This window comes from Nocardia asteroides (assembly GCA_019930625.1).
In the GTDB taxonomy this organism is placed as follows: Bacteria; Actinomycetota; Actinomycetes; order Mycobacteriales; family Mycobacteriaceae; genus Nocardia; species Nocardia sputi.
Map to the genome: position 1 here is coordinate 4491388 of CP082844.1, position 18694 is coordinate 4510081.

Annotated in this window: 19 protein-coding genes; 13 read left to right on the forward strand and 6 right to left on the reverse strand. The window is 69.3% G+C overall.

The genetic code is table 11. The features are described 5' to 3' along the window. The first annotated feature begins 124 nt into the window (after window positions 1-124). The 9 genes from K8O92_20800 (at window position 125) to K8O92_20840 (ending at window position 9302) form a co-directional block, all read left to right on the forward strand. On the forward strand, window positions 125-700 hold the full coding sequence (locus K8O92_20800) for a hypothetical protein (GenBank protein ID UAK30363.1): 576 nt from the start codon (window positions 125-127) through the stop codon (window positions 698-700). A gap of 450 nt (window positions 701-1150) precedes the next feature. Further along, a complete protein-coding gene (locus K8O92_20805) occupies window positions 1151-2569 on the forward strand; it encodes a C40 family peptidase (protein ID UAK30364.1) in 1419 nt (472 codons plus the stop codon). A gap of 136 nt (window positions 2570-2705) precedes the next feature. Beyond that, window positions 2706-3893 (forward strand): MoxR family ATPase, encoded by a 1188-nt coding sequence (locus K8O92_20810; GenBank protein UAK30365.1) that lies wholly within the window; start codon window positions 2706-2708, stop codon window positions 3891-3893. A gap of 32 nt (window positions 3894-3925) precedes the next feature. Beyond that, a complete protein-coding gene (locus K8O92_20815) occupies window positions 3926-4879 on the forward strand; it encodes a DUF58 domain-containing protein (protein ID UAK30366.1) in 954 nt (317 codons plus the stop codon). Next, window positions 4876-5877: a VWA domain-containing protein gene (locus tag K8O92_20820; GenBank protein UAK30367.1), complete on the forward strand. Its 1002-nt coding sequence runs from the start codon at window positions 4876-4878 to the stop codon at window positions 5875-5877. The genes K8O92_20815 and K8O92_20820 overlap by 4 nt, the downstream gene beginning before the upstream one ends. Window positions 5878-6062: 185 nt before the next feature. Continuing rightward, complete coding sequence (locus K8O92_20825) at window positions 6063-6779, forward strand: beta-ketoacyl-ACP reductase (protein ID UAK30368.1); 717 nt, start codon at window positions 6063-6065, stop codon at window positions 6777-6779. 80 nt (window positions 6780-6859) lie between these two features. Beyond that, window positions 6860-7696 (forward strand): enoyl-ACP reductase FabI, encoded by an 837-nt coding sequence (fabI, locus tag K8O92_20830; GenBank protein UAK30369.1) that lies wholly within the window; start codon window positions 6860-6862, stop codon window positions 7694-7696. A gap of 10 nt (window positions 7697-7706) precedes the next feature. Continuing rightward, window positions 7707-8780, forward strand: a complete 1074-nt coding sequence (locus K8O92_20835; protein ID UAK30370.1) for a ferrochelatase — start codon at window positions 7707-7709, stop codon at window positions 8778-8780. Between the two features lie 72 nt (window positions 8781-8852). Beyond that, on the forward strand, window positions 8853-9302 hold the full coding sequence (locus tag K8O92_20840; protein ID UAK30371.1) for a hypothetical protein: 450 nt from the start codon (window positions 8853-8855) through the stop codon (window positions 9300-9302). Window positions 9303-9321: 19 nt separating this feature from the next. On the opposite strand, the gene K8O92_20845 is transcribed toward K8O92_20840, so the two are convergent. From K8O92_20845 to K8O92_20855, 3 genes are all read right to left on the reverse strand, one after another. Continuing rightward, window positions 9322-10065, reverse strand: coding sequence for a serine protease (locus tag K8O92_20845; protein ID UAK30372.1), 744 nt, complete (start codon window positions 10063-10065; stop codon window positions 9322-9324). Between the two features lie 22 nt (window positions 10066-10087). Then, window positions 10088-10903, reverse strand: a complete 816-nt coding sequence (locus tag K8O92_20850) for a hypothetical protein (protein UAK30373.1) — start codon at window positions 10901-10903, stop codon at window positions 10088-10090. A 159-nt stretch (window positions 10904-11062) separates the two neighbouring features. After that, a complete protein-coding gene (locus tag K8O92_20855) occupies window positions 11063-11887 on the reverse strand; it encodes a DUF3097 domain-containing protein (protein UAK30374.1) in 825 nt (274 codons plus the stop codon). 130 nt (window positions 11888-12017) lie between these two features. Between K8O92_20855 and K8O92_20860 the strand changes: the two genes are divergently transcribed. Then, on the forward strand, window positions 12018-12449 hold the full coding sequence (locus K8O92_20860) for an NfeD family protein (protein UAK30375.1): 432 nt from the start codon (window positions 12018-12020) through the stop codon (window positions 12447-12449). Beyond that, window positions 12449-13732: an SPFH/Band 7/PHB domain protein gene (locus K8O92_20865; protein ID UAK30376.1), complete on the forward strand. Its 1284-nt coding sequence runs from the start codon at window positions 12449-12451 to the stop codon at window positions 13730-13732. The genes K8O92_20860 and K8O92_20865 overlap by 1 nt, the downstream gene beginning before the upstream one ends. A gap of 65 nt (window positions 13733-13797) precedes the next feature. Here K8O92_20865 and K8O92_20870 read toward each other — a convergent pair whose 3' ends face one another. Further along, a complete protein-coding gene (locus K8O92_20870) occupies window positions 13798-14640 on the reverse strand; it encodes an SGNH/GDSL hydrolase family protein (GenBank protein ID UAK30377.1) in 843 nt (280 codons plus the stop codon). 112 nt (window positions 14641-14752) lie between these two features. Between K8O92_20870 and K8O92_20875 the strand changes: the two genes are divergently transcribed. Further along, the gene (locus tag K8O92_20875; GenBank protein ID UAK30378.1) at window positions 14753-15430 is read left to right on the forward strand and encodes an O-methyltransferase; all 678 of its coding nucleotides are present in this window, start codon (window positions 14753-14755) and stop codon (window positions 15428-15430) included. A 10-nt stretch (window positions 15431-15440) separates the two neighbouring features. Here K8O92_20875 and K8O92_20880 read toward each other — a convergent pair whose 3' ends face one another. Next, window positions 15441-16433, reverse strand: a complete 993-nt coding sequence (locus K8O92_20880; GenBank protein UAK30379.1) for a zinc-binding dehydrogenase — start codon at window positions 16431-16433, stop codon at window positions 15441-15443. Between the two features lie 47 nt (window positions 16434-16480). Then, window positions 16481-17155, reverse strand: a complete 675-nt coding sequence (locus tag K8O92_20885) for a TetR/AcrR family transcriptional regulator (GenBank protein ID UAK30380.1) — start codon at window positions 17153-17155, stop codon at window positions 16481-16483. A 60-nt stretch (window positions 17156-17215) separates the two neighbouring features. On the opposite strand from K8O92_20885, the gene K8O92_20890 reads away from it, so the two are divergent. Continuing rightward, on the forward strand, window positions 17216-18688 hold the full coding sequence (locus K8O92_20890) for an MFS transporter (protein ID UAK30381.1): 1473 nt from the start codon (window positions 17216-17218) through the stop codon (window positions 18686-18688). Window positions 18689-18694 lie beyond the last annotated feature (6 nt).

The window sequence follows — 18694 nt, forward strand, 5'->3', positions numbered from 1 at the left end:
CCGATGATGCGACACTCCGTCGCGTACTGTGCTTCCGAGCCAGCAAGGGGGACCTCGCTCGACCCTGCAGTGTTGAATGCCCGTCGCTTCGGTTGCCGATGCGGCTCGACAGACCGGATGGAAGATGACCGCCCCGCACAACTCGGTTTTCACGCCCATGGCCGCCGAATTGCCGCCGAATGTCACCGCCGACACCGTGCGCTCGCTCAACGCCGATCTGGCCGACGATCATGTCGCGACGCTGACCGGCAAGGACGAGGCGGAGTTGGCCGTCATCGCCGCGGAGGCGCGATCGCAAGGAATCCCGCTGAGCATCGTGGTCGTCCCCGGCAATCCAGGACACGACTCGAGCCTGCGGGACCTGGCCACCGAGATCGGCAAGACTCAGCACGGCACGGTCGTCGTCCTCAGCGACGACTGGATCGGCACCTACAGCGACTCGATCAGCCGTGTGCAGCTGGAATGGGCCGAGGACGCGGCGAAGTACAAGCAGGGTAAGAGCGGGGAGGCCGCGAGCATCTTCGTGGCCCGTCTGGAGACGCCCGAGTCGGTGTCCTGGACCGCGATCACGGGCACGCTGTTGCTCGGGACGGCGGCGGCCATCGCCGGGCTGTACTGGATCAAGTCGCGGCGTTCGGCGGACGGCGTGAGCGATCCCCGCGTGGCACGGGACGAGTCACCCGACGCGCGCACCAACTGAACTTTCGCCCCTTCCTCCTGCGCGGTCGGCTTCGGCAGACGTCCTCCGCAGGGGTTCCATCCCCGCCGGCCGCGGCTACCCGACGTCGCCGCCTGGAATCGCTGTCGCGGTTCCCGCGCGTCCGGGTGCGAGATCTTCGCTGCGTGCGAAGTAGCGGTGCCGCCGAACTAGGGGACTAACGGGAATCGCAGTATCTCTATAGCTACTTTTCCGGACGGTTGGTCTGTAGTGGACCGAAAACGGTTTCGCCGGGTCTAGCAAACTTCTAGCAAAGAAGAAATGGCGAACATCCAGCGCGGTAGATGCGGTTCACTCGGTGGCGCAAGTGTCATACGGTTCGAATGGTCCCTGATGGGGAATATGTGTTTCCAGAGGCCATCTGTGACCACAGTGCGTCATGGTTCGGCTGATGCCCTAGAGGATTACCGGAATCCGGTCCTTGGAGGTGTGATGCGCAACAACGGCGGGCTGACCTACCGACGCCGATTACCGATAGCTATAGGATTGCTGATCTCGGTCGCTGTAGTGGTCACGACCGGACCGGTCGCCGCTGTTCCACCTCCCCCGCCAAATCCCAGCGACGGCCAGATCGCCCAGGCCGGCGCGCAGGTCGACGCGCGTGTGGCCGAGGTCGGCACGCTGATCAACCAGGTCGCCGTGGTCGATCACCAATTGCGGCAGCTCGACGACGCGGTCGCGCAGCGCCGGGAAGACGTCAACAAGGCGCTGGTCGACCTGCAGAACGCCCGCGACGCCGCCGACGCGGCCGCTGTCGTGGTGGTCGACAGCCAGCTCGCCCTGGCCGATGCCGCGGTCGCGGTCGGCCGGGCGCGGCACAACTTCGACCAGTTCGCCACCCAGGTCTATACCCGGCCCGCCTCCGACGCGATGGTCACCTATCTCGCCGCGGCCACCCCGGCGGCCGCGCTGGACCGGGCCCAGCTGCTGGAGCTGGTCTCCAAGAACCGCAGGCAGGTGCTCGACGGTCTGCGGCGCGCACAGATCGACCACGGCAACAAGAACTCCAGCGCCCGGCAGGCGAAGGCGGACGCCGACGCGGCCGCCGCCATCGCCGCCGCGCGCAAGACCGACGCCGAGAACGCGGTCGCCGCGGCCAAGGCCGAGCTCGACCGGCAGCACGCGCAGCGCGACGATCTGCTGCGACGGCGTCAGGACGCGCAGGGTCGGCTGGATCAGGCGCGACACGACGTGGCGGGTCTGCAGGGCCAGCGCGACGCGTACCTGGCCTGGGACGCCATGCGCAAGGCGGAGGAGGCGGCGGTGCGTGCCGCCGCCGCGGCGGCCGCCGCTCGCGCGGCCGCCGACCAGGCCACCCGCGACCGCGCCGCCGAACTGGGCACCGGAAAGCGCCCCCACACCCAGCTGGAGGACGCGCCACCGCCGCGGCGGAGTGCGCCCCGGCCGAACGCGCCTTCGGTCGGTGGCTCCTCCGCGATCGAGATAGTGGTCGATCGCGCCATGTCCCAGCTGGGCGTCACCTATGCCTGGGGCGGTGGCGACGAGGACGGGCCGACCCTCGGCATCCGCGACGGCGGCGTCGCCGACAGTCACGGCGACTACCACAAGGTGGGATTCGACTGCTCGGGGCTGATGGTCTACGCGTTCGCGGGCATCGGGGTCTCGCTGCCGCACTACAGCGGCTACCAATACAACGCGGGCACCCGGGTGCCGGTCGATGACCGTGAACGCGGCGACATGCTGTTCTGGGGGCCCAACGGCAGCCAGCACGTGGCGCTGTATCTCGGCGACGGGAAGATGGTCGAGGCGCCGCAATCCGGCGACGTGGTCAAGGTTTCCCCGGTCCGCGAGGGCGGCATCATGCCGTACGCGGTACGCGTAGTCTCCTGAGATATTCGGACATTCCGGGTATCGATCGGACCGCAGGACCGCCGAAATTCCCATTCTGTCGGGTCCGGTTGCGGCACAGGCGGTGATTACCTGGAATAGTTGTGGCTGCACGCACAGGACCAAGGCGAAAGCGGGGATGTTGGTGACTTCGACGGACGGTGTGAGCGGAGCGAACTCGGCAAAGGATGCGCCGGTCTCCACGCCCAGCACCCTCGAGCGTGACGTCCAGACCCTGGAGAAGACGATCTACGAGGTCAAGCGGGTGATCGTGGGCCAGGATCGCCTGGTCGAACGGCTGCTCGTCGGCGTGCTCGCACGTGGTCACGTCCTGCTCGAAGGCGTTCCCGGCATCGCGAAGACCCTCGCCGTGGAGACCTTCGCCAAGGTGGTCGGCGGCTCGTTCTCCCGCGTCCAGTTCACGCCCGACCTGGTGCCCACCGACCTCATCGGTACCCGGATCTACCGGCAGGGCCGCGAGGAGTTCGACACCGAACTCGGTCCGGTCGTCGCGAACTTCGTGCTCGCCGACGAGATCAACCGCGCGCCCGCCAAGGTGCAGTCGGCGCTGCTCGAGGTGATGGCCGAGCGGCACGTGTCGATCGGCGGCAAGACCTATCCGATGCCGGACCCGTTCCTGGTCATGGCGACCCAGAACCCGATCGAGAGCGAGGGCGTGTACCCGCTGCCCGAGGCGCAGCGCGACCGCTTCCTGTTCAAGGTCGTCGTCGACTACCCCTCGGTGGAGGAGGAGCGCGAGATCATCTACCGGATGGGCGTCACCCCGCCGGAGGCCGGTCGGATCCTGGAGCCGGAGGACCTGATCCGCCTGCAGAAGGTCGCGGCCAACACTTTCGTGCACCACGCCCTGGTCGACTACGTGGTCCGGGTGATCGCCGCGACCCGTAAGCCGGCCGAATTCGGTATGCAGGACGTGGCCAGCTGGATCGCCTACGGCGCGTCGCCGCGCGCCAGCCTCGGCATCATCGCCGCGGCCCGTGCCGTCGCCCTGATCCGCGGCCGCGACTACGTCGTGCCGCAGGACGTCGTGGAGGTGATTCCGGACGTGCTGCGCCATCGCCTGGTGCTGTCCTACGACGCGCTCGCCGACGAGGTCAGCCCGGAAGACGTGATCAAGCGCGTTCTGCAGACGGTCGGCCTGCCGCAGGTCGCGCCGCAGGCGGTGGCCTCGGGCGCGCCTGCCGCGCCCGCGCAGGGCGCACCGCAGCCGCAGATTCCCCAGCAGGCCTCGCCGCAGCAGCAGGCCGTTCCCCAGCCGCCTAACGGGCAGCAGTCGCAGCCCGCGGGCACCATTCCGCCGAAGTGACCTCCGCATCGGATCCGGCTGAGCCAGTGCCGATGTCGTCGTCCCACGCACCGCCGTCCTTCCACGCGGGGGAACTCACCGACCCCCGGCTCACGGTCGCGCTGAAGACCCTCGAACTCACCGTGCGCCGCAGGCTCGACGGCGTGCTGCACGGCGATCACCTCGGTCTCATTCCCGGGCCCGGCTCCGAGCCGGGTGAGGCGCGCGCGTACCAGCCCGGTGACGACGTCCGCCAGATGGATTGGTCGGTCACCGCCCGCACCACCCACCCGCACGTGCGGCAGATGATCGCCGACCGGGAGCTGGAGACCTGGATGGTGGTCGACCTGTCGGCCAGCCTCGACTTCGGCACCGCCGCCTGCCAGAAACGCGATCTCGCCATCGCCGCCGCGGCCGCCATCACCCACCTCACCAGTGGCGGCGGCAACCGGATCGGCGCGGTGGTCGCCACCGGCGAACGGTTGACCCGCATCCCCGCGCGCGGCGGGCGGGTGCACGCCCAGTCGCTGCTGCGCAGCATCGCGACCACCCCGCACGCGCGCGACGGTGTGCGCGGCGACCTGCGCGGCGGCATCGAATCGCTGCGCCGCCCGCAGCGCAAACGCGGACTCGCGGTGATCATCAGCGATTTCCTGGGTGACATCGACTGGCAGCGCTCGCTGCGCGCGATATCGGCCAGGCACGATCTGCTCGCGGTCGAGGTGCTGGACCCGCGCGACCTGTCGCTGCCCGACATGGGCGATGTCGTACTGCACGACCCGGAGACCGGGCGCACCCGCGAGTTCAGCGTGACCTCCACCTTGCGCGCCGATTTCGCGGCCGCCGCGCAGCGCCACCGCGAGCAGGTCGAACAGGCCCTGCGCAGCTGTGGCGCTCCGGTGCTCACCCTGCGTACCGATCGGGACTGGATCGCCGACGTGGTCCGGTTCGTGTCCACCCGGCGCCACAGCTTCGGCGCCCCGACCGGGCGGGTGCCACGTCAGTGAGTATTTCGCATTTCACCGCACAGATCTGGCTCGGATTCCTCGCCGTCATCGCGCTGATCGCGCTCGGCTACGTCCTGGTGCAGCGCAACCGGCGCAAGCACATGTTGAACTTCACCAACATGGAGCTGCTGGAGAAGGTCGCTCCCTCGCGGCCGAGCCCGTTCCGCCACGTGGCCGTCGCCCTGCTGCTGGTCGGCCTGGTATTCCTCACCGTCGCCGCCGCGGGACCCACCGCGGTCAAGAAGGTGCCGCGCAACCGCGCGACCGTGATGCTGGTGATGGACGTGTCGCTGTCGATGGAGGCCACCGACGTGGCGCCGAGCCGCATTCAGGTCGCCAAGCAGGCGGGCAAGGACTTCGTCGACGGGTTGCCCGAGGGCGTGAACATCGGCTTCGTCACCTTCGCGGGCACCGCGTCGGTGATGGTGTCGCCCACGACGAACCACGAAGGCGTCAAAGCGGCCATCGACAACGTCCGGCTCGCCGAGCGAACGGCGACCGGCGAAGGCATCCTCACCGCACTGCAGGCGATCGAAACGCTGGCCACGGTGCTCGGCGGAGCGCAAGAGCCGCCACCGGCCCGAATCGTCCTGATGTCGGACGGGAAACAGACCGTCCCCGCTTTCGAGGACGTCGACAATCCACGGCACGAATTCGTCGCGGCCCGGCTGGCCAAGAGCAGGAACGTCCCGATCTCGACGATCTCGTTCGGCACCAGCTGGGGCGTGGTAGAAATCCCGCGGGAGGACGGCAGTCGCGAACAAGTCCGCGTGGCGGTGGACGACGAGGCCATGCGTGAGCTCGCGCGGCTGTCCGGCGGCGAGTTCTACACCGCGTCGTCGCTCCAGGAACTGACCAAGGTCTACGACACCTTGGAGCAGCAGATCGGCTACGAGCTGACCAGAGGCGACGCCAGCCGCCCGTGGTTGCTGCTCGGGTTGCTGGTCATCGCCGCGGGCATCGTCATCGGTCTGCTCTATCGCCAGCGTTTGCCGTAGCACCGGTCGCGGGCCCGTGCCGGGCCGCGACAGGGGGAGCTTCATGCGGCCGCGCCGTGTTCCGAGCGAGCCGGATGCGCGCTTTCGTTGTGCGGAATCACCATCACATTCCCATCCGAGTGTCGGTTCGACAGACGGGGCAGCCCGGTCGTGACCGACCGAAACGACCAGGTAGGTTGAACCCCATGTCGAACATCACATCCCGGTCGGTCCTGGTGACCGGCGGTAACCGCGGCATCGGTCTCGCGGTCGCGCAGCGTCTGCTTGCCGACGGTCACAAGGTGGCCGTCACGCATCGTGGGTCGGGGGTCCCGGACGGCCTGTTCGGTGTGAAATGCGATGTGACCGACAGCGAGTCGGTGGACGGCGCGTTCGCCGAGGTGGAGGCGCACCAGGGCCCGGTCGAGGTGCTCGTGGCCAACGCGGGTATCACCGACGACACCCTGCTGATGCGGATGAGCGAGGAGCAGTTCACCCGGGTCATCGACGCGAACCTGACCGGAGCGTTCCGCGTCGCCAAGCGCGCCAACCGCGCGATGCTGCGGGCGCGCTGGGGCCGGATCATCTTCCTCGGCTCGGTGGTCGGCATGGGCGGCGGACCCGGCCAGATCAACTACGCCGCGTCCAAGGCCGGTCTGATCGGTATGGCGCGCTCGATCACCCGTGAGCTCGGCTCGCGTTCCATCACCGCCAACGTCGTCGCGCCCGGGTTCATCGAAACGGACATGACCGCGGCACTGGACGAAAAGTTCCACGACATGGCGAAAGAGTTCATCCCGCTGCAGCGCCTCGGTCAGCCGGAGGATGTCGCGGCCGTCATCAGCTTCCTGGCGTCCGAGGACTCCGGCTACGTCTCCGGCGCCGTGATCCCCGTCGACGGCGGCATGGGCATGGGCCACTGACCACACCGAACGCGTAGCGCGGCCGGTCCCGGCCGCCCGCGGCCAACCCCCACTTCGATCTTCAGGAGAACCGAGAACTCATGGGCGGACTGCTCGAAGGCAAGACCATCCTGGTCACGGGCATCATCACCGATTCGTCGATCGCGTTCCACGCGGCGGCCGTCGCGCAGGAGCAGGGCGCGAAGGTGATCATCACCGGCATCCCGGAGCGGCTGCGGCTGATCGACCGGATCGCCAAGCGCCTGCCCCAGGAGGTCCCGCCGGCCATCGGGCTCGACGTCACCAGCGAAGACGATCTCGCAGGTTTGGCGGACAAGCTGCGGGAACTGGCTCCGCAGGGGATCGACGGAGTGCTGCACTCGATCGCGTTCGCGCCCCGAACCCTGATGGGGCCGGAGGCCCGGCCGTTCCTGGATGGTCCGGGACCGGATGCCGCCAAGGCGTTCGAGATCTCGGCGTGGAGCTACGCTTCGCTGTCGCGCGCGGTGCTGCCGGTGATGAACGAGGGCGGCTCGATCGTCGGCATGGACTTCGATCCACGCACCGCGATGCCGTACTACAACTGGATGGGCGTGGCGAAGGCCGCGCTGGAGTCGGTGAACCGGTACGTCGCACGAGAGGTGGGCACGGCCAAGAAGATTCGCTCCAACCTCATCGCCGCCGGTCCGATCAAGACGCTGGCAGCCAAGGCGATCGCGGGCACCGCGACCGACGACGCGGCCAAGCTCAACCAGCTCAACACCTACTGGGACGGCGCGTCGCCGATCGGCTGGGATGTCGACGACCCCACGGTGGTGGCGAAGTCGATCGTGGCGCTGCTGTCGGACTGGCTGCCGGGCACCACCGGCTCGATCATCTACGTCGACGGCGGGGCCAGCCACAACACCTGGTTCCCGGAGGACATGGCGATCAACTGAGCCGGATCGGATGGGAGACACTGTGGTTCGGACCGCCGACGCGCTGCTGCTGCTGTCCTTCGGCGGTCCGGAGCGTCCGGAGGACGTGATGCCGTTCCTGGAGAACGTCACGCGGGGCAGGGGAGTGCCGCGCGAGCGTCTGGAAACGGTCGCCGAACACTATCTGCACTTCGGCGGCGTCTCACCGATCAACGCGCTCAATCGCGACATCATCGCGGCGGTCGAGGTCGAATCGGCCGCCGCCGGCTTGGATCTGCCGGTCTACTTCGGTAACCGGAACTGGCATCCCATGGTGGAGGACACCGTCGCGCGCATGGCCGCCGACGGTATCCGGTCCGCACTGGTCTTCCCGACATCGGCCTGGGGCGGCTACTCCGGCTGTCTGCAGTACCACGAGGACATCGCCAGGGCGCGTGCGGCTTTCGGCGCGGGCGCGCCCGACCTGCTGAAGCTGCGCCAGTACTTCGACCACCCGCTGCTGATCGAGACCTTCGCCGACGCCATCCGTGCGGCCCGCGATCGGCTCGCGGCCGAGCACCGCGCCGAGGCGCGCCTGGTGTTCACCGCTCACTCCATTCCGGTGTCGGCCGACGCCGCTGCGGGACCGCCCGCCGACGGCGGGCGGCTCTACAGCCGTCAGGTGGCCGAAGCCGCCCGATTGTGCGCCGCGGCAAGCGGTTTCGCCGATTACGACGTGGTCTGGCAGTCTCGTTCCGGTCCACCGCAGGTGCCGTGGCTGGAGCCGGACATCGTCGACCATCTGGACGACCTCGCCGCCAGGGGGGTCGGCGCCGTGATCGTCTGTCCTGTCGGCTTCGTCTCCGACCATCTCGAAGTCATCTGGGACCTGGACAACGAGGCCGCGCAGCGGGCCGCCGAACTCGGTATGGGATTCGCCCGGACCGCTACGCCGGGAGCCGATCCGCGCTTCGCGCAGCTGGTCGTCGAACTGATCTCCGAGCAGCTGCGCGGCGCCGAACCTCGTCGGCTGGGTGCGGTCATGGGCCATGGCTGCACGAGCAACGGCACGCCCTGTGCTGTGGGCTGTTGCGCGGTGCCGCGCCGTCCCACTATTGGGAACTGACATGGATCCGGCGCGATAGCATCAACTGCGCCTGTGACCATTCACCTTCGAATCTCTGGGGGGTATCTCTCGATGACCTATGCCGATGTGCTGACCAATGCCGCGCTGCTCGATCCGCACGCCTGGTCCGATGCGAACGTGTGGACCGTGGCTCTGGACTCCACCGAGGCCAGGCGGCGCGGCCGTAGCAGTGGCCGCGGCGGTTTCTCGGTCGGTGGTCTGCTGCTGTGCATCGGTGTCGTGGCCGTGGTGATCGGACTCGTGGTCTGGCTGCGCAAGCGGGGCAACTCCTCGAACCAGCCGCAGCAGTACCCGCAACAGCAGTATCCCCAGGGGCAGCAGTACCCCCAGCCGTATCCTCCGCAGCAAGGTTTGCCGGGGCAGCCGCAGTATCCGGCGCCGCCGCAGTACCAGCAGCCGTATACGCCGCCGCAGGCGCAACCGCAGTATCAGCAGTACCCCCAGCAGCAGCAGTATCCTCCGCAGCAGCAGTACCAGCCGCCGCATCCTCCGCAGCGGTGAGCATCCGACCGCTGCGCGTTCAGAAGTTCGTGGCGGTCAGGCGGGTGTAGACACCGGGGAAACCGGGGCGGGCCGTGCCCTCGCCCCAGGACGCGACACCGGCGAGACGTCCATCCACGAGAAGTGGTCCGCCATCGTCGTATCGGGCGGCGTCGGCGGCTGTGCCCGCGCAGAGCATGGTGTGCGGATCGAAGGCAGGACCATAGGCGGCGGCGCACTCGGCGTCGGTGACCAGAGGAACGCTCGCCGCGCGCAGCCGAGTGTTGTTTTCGTCGGTCTCGGAGGTCGCACCCCAGCCCAGAACGGTTCCGGCGCCCGAAGTCGGCGCGGCGATGGGGATCGTCGGACCGGGCTGGGGGTGGTCGAGGGTCAGGATCGCCACGTCGTCGTGATAGACGGTGGTGGTCTCGGGCCCGGTCGTCCGGAAGTCGGGATGGATGCGAACGTCCCTGACCTGCACTGTGTTTCCGTCCCGCCCGTGTAGGTCGTCGCGGCCGAAGGTGACGGTGAGCGTCTGGGTGAGCGGCTGTGCCGGCGCCACGCAGTGCGCTGCGGTGATCACCTGGTCCGGTGCGATCAGCGCGCCGCCGCAGAACTGGCCGGACGGACGGGTGAGGAACAACGGCGTGCCGATGGCCGCCAGCCACGGATACTCCGCTGTGGTCGCGTCGGCGCCGCCCACGATCGCCGAAGCAGGGGCGTGCAAACCGAGACCGATCAGTACGGTGAGGGCTGCTGTGCGGCTTCGGCGAGAAATGCGCATGTCACACCATCCGGACCTGACGTCAGCGGCTTCCGCGGGCCGAGGCGTGCACGGCGACCAGACGGGCGGCGCGGATCGCGTCCCACAGCGGGCGCAGCAACGATTCCTGCGCGCCGATCGCGCTGGCGGAGGTGGGCGCGGACGCGGGTTCCCGTTGCGCCACCGTGAGGATCGCCGCGACATGATCGGCGGTGTCGAGAATCCGCCTGGCACGCAATGGAATCGACTCGGGGTAATCGTGGCGCGAGTAGTCGGCGAGTTCGGCTTCGATGAGTTCGCGCGGATCGCAGTCGGCCGCCGCGAGCGACGTGGTGTGCAGTTTCATCAGCGCGTCGGCGGCGTCGCGGACGGCTTCACGCATCGCGTATTCCGCCTCGCCGAGCGACATGTCCGAGCCGGGCGCTAACGGGATGGGCGTGCTGTAGACGGTCCACTGCAGGGTGTCGTCGTCGGCCCACTGCGGGATGAGTCCGGTGCCGTCGGCACCCGGCACACCGATCAGGATGCCCTCCTCGGACTCGATCGCGTCGGCGGCGAACGCCGTGCCCGAGGGGAGTCCGCGCACGTCACCGGGGACGGGGAGCACCAATCGCAGCTGCGCCCCGGGCTGGGCCATCGTCTCCCGGATCACTTTGAGCAGCGCCATGACTCCGCTTCCCGGCAGGTTGCCGTGCGCGGACCAGGGTAGGTCGGTACGGCCGCCGGTGAGCGTGTCGCCCGCCGCGATCGTGTGCTTCGGCGCCCACGCGTGCAAGGCGGCCAAAACGTCGTCGGGCGCGCTGCGGCCGGCCAGCCAGGAGCTCGCCCACACCGTCAGCGTCGCACTTGGAGAGCACATAATTATCGAGCATAAAGGGTGGGCGCTACCGGTGGGCATCCATGCGCGAGGGCGTTGGTGAGCAGCACGGAAACCATGGGCGCGGCGCCGCCGACCACGACCGGGTCGGTGCGGACACCGTCCGGCATCGGTCCGCCGCGCGCACGAGCCGCCGGCAGTCTAGTCCGGTTCGGTGACGAAGTCGATGAGCCGCTCCACCGCCCCGATCAGCGGTGGCTCCAGGTCACGGAAGGAGGTCACCGCGCCGTACACTCGCCGCCAGCCGTCCTGCGGCGTGCCCCAGCGCAGACGCGTACACACACCGGTCTTCCAGTCCTCGTCGCGTGGGACCTGCGGCCACCGCTGTATCCCGACGGTCGCCGGTCGCACCGCCTGCCACACGTCGACGAACGGGTGCCCGGTCACCAGGACGTGCGGCCCGAGCCCGGTGGTCAGCTGCCTCTCCTTCGATCCGGTCACCAGATGATCGACCAGCACGCCGACTCTTCTGCCCGGGCCCGGCTCGAATTCCGTGAGGCGTTCCGCGAGATTGTCCAGCCCCTCGAGCTGCTCCACGACCACCCCCTCGACGCGCAGGTCGTGGCCCCACACCCGCTCGACCAGCGCGGCGTCGTGCACACCTTCGACCCATATGCGGCTGCCGCGGGCCACCCTGGCACGCAGGCCCTCCACCCGGGTGGAGCCGGAGGCGGAACGGTTCGGCGTCTTCGGCGCGGCCGCCGACGGCCGCACCAGCGTCACGGGCTCACCATCGATGAGGAACGCGGCCTCCCGCAGGGCGAACAGGCGCACCGCGCCGCGGGCGTCCTCCAGTTTCACGAACTCGCCGTCGTAGCTGCGATCGAATCCGACGACCGCGCCGCAGAATCCGGTGGCGGCGTCCTCGACGACCAGATCGCGTTCCGCGATGACGGTCGGTACCGTCCGTTTCTTCGATCGAGGATGTCCGGTGAAGATGTCGCCATACCTGTCGCGCCCGCTCACCTGCTTGAAGCTAGCACCGCCGCTGCGGCTTTCGCTTCATCCGGGGCGCCGCGCGTCCGCGCGCGGAATTCACCCTGAGTACTCGTGAAGGTCGCGCCCCAGATCAAGACCAGCGCACTACAGTGGTCGTGTGGCCGCAATTTTTTGGCTGGTCGCGGGTATCCTGCTCGCGGCGGCGGAGATGCTCACCGGCGACTTCACGCTGCTGATGCTGGGTATCGCCGCGCTCGGCACGGCGGGCGTCAGCGCGTCGACCGCCAGCTCGCCCGTGGTGGACGCCATCGTTTTCGCGGTGATCTCGGCGGTGCTGTTCCTCGGCGTCCGCCCGATCATCCGGCGGCGCTTCGGAACTCCGCCGCCGACGCCGACGAACGTGGACGCCTTGCCGGGCAAGACCGCTCTGGTGCTCGAACAGGTCGCGGCGCACTCCGGCCAGGTGAAATTGGGCGGGGAGGTGTGGACAGCGCGGCCGATGGACACGACCGAAGTCTATGAACCGGGTACGACCGTGTATGTCATGAAGATCGACGGCGCGACCGCCGTCGTCTGGAAGGGGCCTTGATGGCTGTACTGATCGTTGCCGCCGTCCTGATCTTGCTGGTCGTGGTGGTGGTCTTCAAATCGATCGCACTGGTGCCGCAGGCCGAGGCGGCGGTGATCGAGCGACTGGGCCGGTATTCGCGCACCGTGTCCGGCCAGCTCACCTTCCTCGTGCCGTTCGCCGACCGGATCCGCGCCAAAGTGGATCTGCGGGAGCGGGTGGTGTCGTTCCCGCCGCAGCCGGTGATCACCGAGGACAACCTCACCCTGCACATCGACACCGTGGTCTATTTCCAGGTGACCAGCCCGCAGGCGGCGGTGTACGAGATCAGCAACTACATCGCCGCCGTCGAGCAGTTGACCGTCACCACGTTGCGCAACGTGGTCGGCGGCATGACGCTCGAGCAGACGCTCACTTCCCGCGACGCGATCAACGGCCAGTTGCGCGGCGTGCTGGACGAGGCGACCGGGCGCTGGGGCTTGCGCGTCGCGCGGGTCGAGCTGAAGAGCATCGATCCGCCGCCGTCGATCCAGGAGTCGATGGAGAAGCAGATGAAGGCCGACCGCGAGAAGCGCGCCATGATCCTCACCGCGGAGGGCCAGCGCGAATCGGCGATCAAGACGGCCGAGGGCTCGAAACAGGCGCAGATCCTGTCCGCCGAGGGCGCCAAGCAGTCGGCGATCCTGGCTGCCGAAGGTGAACGGCAGAGCCGCATCCTGCGGGCACAGGGTGAGCGCGCCGCCTCCTACTTGCAGGCGCAAGGCCAGGCCAAGGCCATCGAAAAGGTCGTCGCCGCCATCAAATCCGGTAAGCCGACGCCGGAATTGCTTGCCTACCAGTACATGCAGACGCTGCCCATGGTCGCGCGCGGCGACGCGAACAAGGTGTGGTTGGTGCCGAGCGATTTCGGCAAAGCACTGGAAGGGTTCGCCAGGAACTTCGGCACGCAAGGCGAGGACGGCGTGTTCCGGTACGAACCGCCCGCTTCCGACGGCGCGGAAGTCAAGCCGGAGGACGACTCCGATGTCGCGGACTGGTTCGATACCGCGCCCGATCCGACCATCGAGCGTGCCGTGCGTGCCGCCGAGGCGACGGCGCGGACTCCGGTCGAGGGGCTGATGCCGACACCGCCCCCGCAGAGCTTCGAACCTTCGCCGCACCAGCCGGTCATCCCTCCGCAAGAGGCTTTCCCGGGTCCGCAGCAGTCGCCACAACAACAGCAGCCACCGCAGCAACCCCCGGCCCAGCGCCCGGACGACCCGCAGGGCCGTCCGTGGCAGCCGCCGGAGAACTTGTCGAAGTAGCGCCCGCACCCCGCCCCGGACTCCGCCCGAGTCCGGGGCGGTCGTGTCGGCGCGGCCGGAATCGCTCAGCCGGGCAGTCCGGCGGCGCGGATCGCGGGCAGGATGACGTCGGCGACGCCACGCATGCCTTGCGGGGTGAGGTGATACGGGATGAGTGTTTCGGTCGCGATGACCGGGTCGATCCAGCGGACACCGGCGGGCGCGCACGCGTCGCGGCCCTCCGACGCGACGCGGGTGTCGACGTAGGTCGCCCCGTGGGCCGCGGCGGCGCGGGCTACCACGGTGTTGAGGCGGTCGAAGGCGGCTTGCACGTGTGCGGCATCGGACGGGCGCAGACCGACCAGGTCGGGGCAGCCGCCGTCGCGGACATAGCGCGGCCAGCCGTCGACGACGATTCGCGCCTTCGGGGAGCGGATCGAGATCTGTTGTAACGCGGTGGCATACGACCCCGCGATCGCGTCGATGTCGGCGTCCCAATCCGGGCCCGCGCAGGTTCCGGCGCCGAAGAGTCCATAGACGTGGCAGGCGACGACATGCTCGGCCATCAAGGCGTCATTGGCGCCGATGTGCACCGTGACCAGCCTGGTGCCGGGGCCGAGGGCATCGAATTGGGGCGGGATGCCCGGCCCCTGCGCGGCGGTGAGGTCGGGGATGCGCGCGGAATTGCAGGTGCGGTCGTCGAGCCGCAGGCCCAGCTCCCGGGCGATCAGCTTCGGCGTGTTCGCGGTCGAGCGGAGGCATCTCGGCGGCGCCGACAGGTCGAAGTTACGCACGCCCGTGGTAGCCGCTCCGGAATCACCCAACGCGACATACTCGGCACCGCCGGTGGACGCCGCGTCGGCCGGGACGGCGGCACCCGCGGCGATCAGGCAGGCGGCGACCAGTACGGCGCGCGGAAGATTCGTCATGCCGGGTCCTGTCCGTCCGGTCCTGGGCGCGATCACGGGACATGCACGTCTGTGCCGAACGCTACCCGGCAAGCCGGGCCCGCGGGCGGAATCGGGTGGCAGACTTCCAGGTATGACGACACCTGGATGGGCCGACGTGGACCGTTATCTCGTGGAGACGCTGGTGGCGGATCCCGATACCGATGCCGCGCTGGAGGCGAACAAGGCAGCCGGCCTGCCCGCGATCGACGTGTCCGCGCCCCAGGGGAAGTTCCTCCACCTGCTGGCCAGGACGGTCGAAGCGCGGCGGGTGCTGGAGATCGGCACGCTCGGCGGATACAGCACGATCTGGCTCGCCCGCGCCGTAGGGGCCGAGGGCCGGGTGGTCACGCTCGAGTTCGCCGCCCAGCACGCCGAGGTGGCGCGCGCGAACCTGGAGCGGGCGGGCGTCGGCGACCGGGTCGAGATCCGGGTCGGCGCCGCGCTGGACAGTCTGCCCGTGCTCGCGGAAGAGGACCCGGACCCGTTCGATTTGGTGTTCATCGACGCGGACAAGGTGAACAACTCGAACTACGTGCTGTGGGCGCTGAGGCTGACCCGGCCGGGCTCGGTGATCATCGTCGACAACATGGTCCGCGGCGGAGCGATCGCCGAGGAGCACTCCGAGGACCCGCATGTCCAGGCCAGCCGCGAGCTGGTCGAGTTGCTCACCGCCGAGCCGAGCCTGGACGCGACCGTGGTCCAGACCGTCGGCAGCAAGGGCTGGGACGGCTTCGCGTATGCCGTGGTGAACGGCGACAGCTTCGAGTGAACCGCCTGGGCTAAGGCTCCAGTACCACCTTGCCCATCGTCGCGCGCGTCTCCAGCGCGCGGTGCGCGGCGGCCGCGTCGGCGAGCGCGAAGCGGTGTACCGCGGGGCGCAGCCGGCCTGCGGCCGCCTCGGCCATGGCGAGGTCTTCGAGCACACGCAAGTCGCCGCCGACGCGCGCCGGCATCGGCGGGCCGACCACCATCTCGGAGGTGATGCCGCGTTCGGCGAGCTCGTCGGCCGACAGCCGCACCGGTCCGTCGCCGTTCGACTTGCCGGACCAGCCGTAGACCAGATGCTGCCCGCCCGGTGCGAGCAGGTCCACGCCCGCCCGGCCGACGCCTCCGCCCACCGAGTCGAACAGCACGTTCGCCCCGCGGGTGCCGACGTGGGTCCGCACCTGGTCGGGCCAGTCCGGCAACAGGTAGTCCACCGCCAGGTCGGCGCCGTTGCGCCGCACCTGCTCCACTTTCGCCGCGCCACCGGCCAAGCCGATCACCGTCGCTCCGGCGTTCTTGGCGTATTGCACCAACAGGGTGCCGATGCCGCCCGCCGCGGCGGTCACCAGGACGACGCTGCCGGGCCCCACATCGGTGAACTGGAGTATCCCCATGGTCGTTCGCCCGGTGCCGATCATGGCCACCGCCTCGGCCGCGTCCAGGTTCGCCGGAATCTCGTGCAGCCGGGCGGCGTCCGTCACCGCCAGCTCGGCGTAACCGCCGGGCACCGCGCCCAGATGGACCACCACCCGCGCACCGAGCAGGCTCGCGGCCACGTCGTCGCCGACGCGGTCGACGGTGCCCGCGACTTCGCGTCCGGGAACGGTCGGCAGCTCCGGCAAGGGGAACGGCCCGGGCTCGCCCTCGCGCAGCGCGGTGTCGACCAGGTGCACCCCCGCCGCCGCCACCGCGATGCGGACTTGGCCGGGGCCGGGGACAGGATCGGGGACGGTCTCGTACCGCAAGTTCTCGGCCGGCCCGAAGGCGTGGAGGCGAATGGCGTGCACGATGGCTCCTGTTCGTGAGAGGGTCGCCGCCAGCCTGCAACCTCAACTCATGTCGAGGTCAACCGGTCCCGTCGCGCGGCCCTGGCCTCGAATCCGTCGCAGAGGGCGTCGAGCCCGTCGTAGAGCAGTTCCCGCTGGGTCAGGTCACTCGCCCCGCTACCGGCGAGGTCGGCCAGGGCGGGTGGGACCGGACCGTGCGGCGTGCCGTTCAACAGGGTCCGCAGCGCGTTGTCGCCGCCGGGGTCGATCCCCTTGCGGGCCATCAGTTCCGCGCTGATCTCCGGCAGCGTGGCGCCGGAGATGTGGTTCCATACCGTGAAGGACATGCTGGTCGCCTCCCGGGTGGACACGCCCAGTTCCAGGAATCCCTCCACCAACCAGGCCAGACAGGCCAGGCTCTGCGGTCCGAAGCTGTAGCGCGGGGTGGCGAAGGTGAGCAGCACCCACGGATGTTGCCGGTACAGGGCCCAGTCGATCTCGGCGGCGATGCGGACGCGGTCGCGCCAGGTCCACCTGTGTCCCTCCGGATCGGGGTACGGGTTGCGCCGGGCCACTTCGTCGGTCATCAACGCGAGCAGTTCGTCTTTGTTCGCGACGTGGCGATACAGCGACATGGCGCCGACACCCAGCCGGTCGGCGATGCGCCGCATGGACAGCGCGTCCAAGCCCTCGGCGTCGGCGAGCTCGATCGCGGTGTCGACGATTGCGGTGCGGTGCAGCATGCGTACACTGTACCCGGAGTCATGCGTACGACGTACGCGCCAGCGGAAGGATGTTCGGACATGACAGACGTGCGGTCGGCGCGGCCCGCGCCGTCCACGGCGGGCTCGCGCCGGGCGTGGCTGGGCCTCGCGGTCCTGCTGCTGCCGGTGCTGCTGGTGTCGATGGACATCTCGGTGCTGTTCCTCGCGCTGCCGACGCTGACCCTCGATCTGGATCCCTCGGCGGACCAGCAGTTGTGGATCCTGGACATCTACGGGTTCCTGATCGCGGGCCTGCTGATCACCATGGGCAATGTCGGCGACCGGATCGGGCGGCGCAACATCCTGCTGGCGGGCGCGGCGGTCTTCGGCGTCGCGTCGGTGATAGCCGCCTTCGCGCCCAGCGCGGGCGTGCTGATCGCGGCGCGGGCGCTGATGGGCATCGGCGGCGCGACCCTGCTGCCGTCGAGCCTGGCGCTGATCTCGAGCCTGTTCCCGGACGTCCGGGAGCGAGCCGCCGCGATCGGTGTGTGGACGGCGTTCTTCGCGGGCGGCTCGGCCGTCGGACCGATCATCGGCGGCGTGCTGCTGCACCACTTCTGGTGGGGCTCGGTGTTTCTCATCAACCTCCCGGTGCTGCTGATCCTGCTCGTGTTCGGCCCGTTCGTCCTGCCCGAACACCGCGCGGGCGCGCTGGGGCCACTGGACCTGCCGAGCGTCGTCCTGTCGATCGGGGGCATCCTTCCGGTGGTGTATGGCATCAAGCACGCCGCGACCGAAGGGATCGACGCCCAGGCGATCGTCATCGCGCTGATCGGCGCGGTGATTCTCACCGCGTTCGTCCGCAGGCAGCGACAGCTCGACGAACCCCTGCTCGACCTGCGATTGTTCACCCGGCCCCAATTCTCCGTGGCCATCGGCTCCAGCCTGGTAGGCATGATGTCGCTGGCCGGACTGAGCTATCTGACCAGCATCTACCTGCAGTCGGTGACCGGGCGCACGCCGCTGGCGGCGGCGCTGCTGGGCATCCCGATGGCGATCGCGGTGTTCGTCTTCTCGATGGGTGGCGCACGGGTCGGACATCGGTTCGGCGCCCGCGCCACCTTCGTGTTCGCCTTGCTCGCCTCCGCGGCGGGCAACTTGATGCTGCTCGGTGTCGGCCCGCACGAGGGGCTCTGGTGGTACCTGGCGGGCTCCACGATCGCCGGAGTGGGCTACGGTCTGGCCTTCACGTTGGTGTCCGAAGTCGCGGTGTCCTCGGTGCCGCCGGAGCGGGCCGGCTCGGCGGTGGGTATCTCGGAGACCAGCTTCGAACTGGGCAATGCGCTGGGCTTGGCGTTGCTCGGTTCGCTCGCTGCGCTGATCTTCCGGTCCGGCGGCGACTACGCCTCGACGCTCGGCGAGACCATCCAGCAATCCGGCGGCAACGCCGTGCTGATCGAGTCGGCGCGCCGATCCTTCGTCGACGGGATGCACATCGCGGTGGCTGTCGGCGCGACCGCCCTCGCGGCGATGGCGCTGATCGCGCGGTTCGCCTCCCCGGGCCCACGCTGAGTCGAG

Excerpts from the sequence above, each read along its gene's own strand:
- K8O92_20800 (UAK30363.1), top strand. The coding sequence starts at position 125 with ATGACCGCCCCGCACAACTCGGTTTTCACGCCCATGGCCGCCGAATTG.
- K8O92_20805 (UAK30364.1), top strand. The coding sequence starts at position 1,151 with ATGCGCAACAACGGCGGGCTGACCTACCGACGCCGATTACCGATAGCT.
- K8O92_20810 (UAK30365.1), top strand. The coding sequence starts at position 2,706 with ATGTTGGTGACTTCGACGGACGGTGTGAGCGGAGCGAACTCGGCAAAG.
- K8O92_20815 (UAK30366.1), top strand. The coding sequence starts at position 3,926 with ATGTCGTCGTCCCACGCACCGCCGTCCTTCCACGCGGGGGAACTCACC.
- K8O92_20825 (UAK30368.1), top strand. The coding sequence starts at position 6,063 with ATGTCGAACATCACATCCCGGTCGGTCCTGGTGACCGGCGGTAACCGC.
- fabI (UAK30369.1), top strand. The coding sequence starts at position 6,860 with ATGGGCGGACTGCTCGAAGGCAAGACCATCCTGGTCACGGGCATCATC.
- K8O92_20835 (UAK30370.1), top strand. The coding sequence starts at position 7,707 with ATGGGAGACACTGTGGTTCGGACCGCCGACGCGCTGCTGCTGCTGTCC.
- K8O92_20840 (UAK30371.1), top strand. The coding sequence starts at position 8,853 with ATGACCTATGCCGATGTGCTGACCAATGCCGCGCTGCTCGATCCGCAC.
- K8O92_20845 (UAK30372.1), bottom strand. The coding sequence starts at position 10,065 with ATGCGCATTTCTCGCCGAAGCCGCACAGCAGCCCTCACCGTACTGATC.
- K8O92_20850 (UAK30373.1), bottom strand. The coding sequence starts at position 10,903 with ATGTGCTCTCCAAGTGCGACGCTGACGGTGTGGGCGAGCTCCTGGCTG.
- K8O92_20865 (UAK30376.1), top strand. The coding sequence starts at position 12,449 with ATGGCTGTACTGATCGTTGCCGCCGTCCTGATCTTGCTGGTCGTGGTG.
- K8O92_20870 (UAK30377.1), bottom strand. The coding sequence starts at position 14,640 with ATGACGAATCTTCCGCGCGCCGTACTGGTCGCCGCCTGCCTGATCGCC.
- K8O92_20875 (UAK30378.1), top strand. The coding sequence starts at position 14,753 with ATGACGACACCTGGATGGGCCGACGTGGACCGTTATCTCGTGGAGACG.
- K8O92_20885 (UAK30380.1), bottom strand. The coding sequence starts at position 17,155 with ATGCTGCACCGCACCGCAATCGTCGACACCGCGATCGAGCTCGCCGAC.
- K8O92_20890 (UAK30381.1), top strand. The coding sequence starts at position 17,216 with ATGACAGACGTGCGGTCGGCGCGGCCCGCGCCGTCCACGGCGGGCTCG.